The organism is Limosilactobacillus mucosae DSM 13345 (assembly GCF_001436025.1).
Classification (GTDB): Bacteria; Bacillota; Bacilli; order Lactobacillales; family Lactobacillaceae; genus Limosilactobacillus; species Limosilactobacillus mucosae.
This window is the reverse complement of sequence record NZ_AZEQ01000055.1, coordinates 1-1,836: the sequence shown is the minus strand read 5'-3', so window position 1 is coordinate 1,836 and position 1,836 is coordinate 1. Positions and strand designations below refer to the sequence as shown.

General features: G+C 39.4%; 1 protein-coding gene. It reads left to right on the top strand.

Annotated elements, in window-relative coordinates; genetic code table 11:
• The first annotated feature begins 147 nt into the window (after positions 1-147).
• Entirely contained in the window at positions 148-1,809 is a 1,662-nt protein-coding gene (locus tag FC47_RS10120; RefSeq protein WP_056968813.1) for an IS1182 family transposase, read from the top strand.
• Positions 1,810-1,836 lie beyond the last annotated feature (27 nt).

Genomic DNA, 1,836 nt, shown 5'->3' with positions numbered 1-1,836 from the left:
AAGAGGCTGGGAAAAAACTCTCAGTCCAAAATGAAAGCCGGACGATGAATCAAATCTTGGTTCATCGTCCGGCTTCTTATGTACACAGGAAATCGTTCCTGATATGATGTAATTACCCCTAAAAACAAACATAAAGGAGCGATTTTCATGTATCAAAATTATATCACGGGACAAACAGAATTCGTACTAAATTATGACTACAATGTGCCAAAAAATCATCTGGTTCGGTTAATTGATACTTTTGTCGATTCCATTCCACAAGAGGTTTTGTTAGAAGAGAACGTGGCCGTCACCGGCCGCCCACTTTCTCACCCTGCACTGATGTTAAAAATTCTGTTGTTTGCGTACTCTCGTCAAACTTATTCTGGCCGGAAAATAGAAACCTTGTTAGAAGAAAACTTACCAATGCGATGGTTAGCCCGTGATCATTCATACAGTTACCATACCATCAATAACTTTCGACGGAGTGAGCACGCCAGGAACTTAATAAAACGTACCTTTGTTTACTTTACTATGGCTCTTACGGACCATGGGCTAATTCAAAATGATGCAGTCTTTATTGATGGCACTAAGGTTGAAGCGGATGCTAATAAGTACTCGTTTACTTGGCGTCGGGCAATAGAAAAGTATCACGCTAAGTTGAGAGAAAAGACGGCTAGTATTTATGATGAGTTAGTAGAAAAGCAAGTCATCAAAGAGATGAAACCAGAAATGATTGAATCTATCGACGGTATGGAATTAATGGCTGAAGAAGTGGAAAAAGAAATCACTAATCTAGACGAAGCCATTAAACAGGAGCCGAAAATAATTAAAGGTGGTTCAGTTAGAAAACGTCGGCGACGTTTTCTAAAGAAGCTTCGTCGTCAACTGAGAGAAGACTTAATTCCACGGGCTAAAAAATATGAACGTGTCGAAGATATTTTTCAAGGACGAAATAGCTTTTCGAAAACAGACCACGACGCAACTTTTATGTGCATGAAAGAAGATCCGATGATGAACCGAGAACTCAAACCCGGATATAATCTTCAGATTGCCACGCATAATCAGTTTGTCCTTGATTATGCTTTATTTTCCAATCCTACTGATACTAGGACTTTAGTGCCATTTCTTAAGCAATTCCATGGCTTGGATTTCTTTACACACGTGGTAGCTGATGCTGGTTACGGTAGTGAATATAATTACACAACACTGCTTGACCAATTCGATAAGCAACCACTCATTCCATACACCACCTATCAAAAAGAGCAGAAGCGTAAGTTCAAAAATGATCCAACAAAACCTCAGAATTGGCAGTACAATGCCGAAGATGACTACTATATTGATCATTTAGGCGTTCGCTTCAGTTTTTATCGCTACAGTAAACGAACTGATAAGTATGGATTTAAGCGCGATCTTAAACTCTATCGTGCCGACACACATCAATCATCAGAAGAGTTAGATCAGTTAGCTAAAACGCCAGGTAAGCGTCAGCGCTACATCCAGGTTAATCCAACTTGGAATTATTACAAAGCAAAAGTCAAAGAGACCCTCTCAAGCGATGAAGGTAAGATGATCTATCGTCGACGCAAGTTCGACGTTGAACCAGTCTTTGGTCGCATGAAGAGGGATTTTGGCGTACGCCGAACTCATTTGCGCGGCCAACGGGCTGTGGAAAATGATGTCGGATTAACCTTAATGGCATTGAACTTAACGAAATTGGGTAAAATGATCAACCAATTAAGACCCTTTTTAGTAAATAACCAAAAATGCGAACTACAATTTTTGATTAAATCAAAAATCATAGTTCGCATTTTCTTAGTTAGAAGCTAGAAAATAATAGTTAATTCCCAGCCTCTT

What these genes read in the sequence shown, in the direction of transcription:
- FC47_RS10120 (WP_056968813.1), top strand. Translation starts at nt 148, where the DNA reads ATGTATCAAAATTATATCACGGGACAAACAGAATTCGTACTAAATTAT.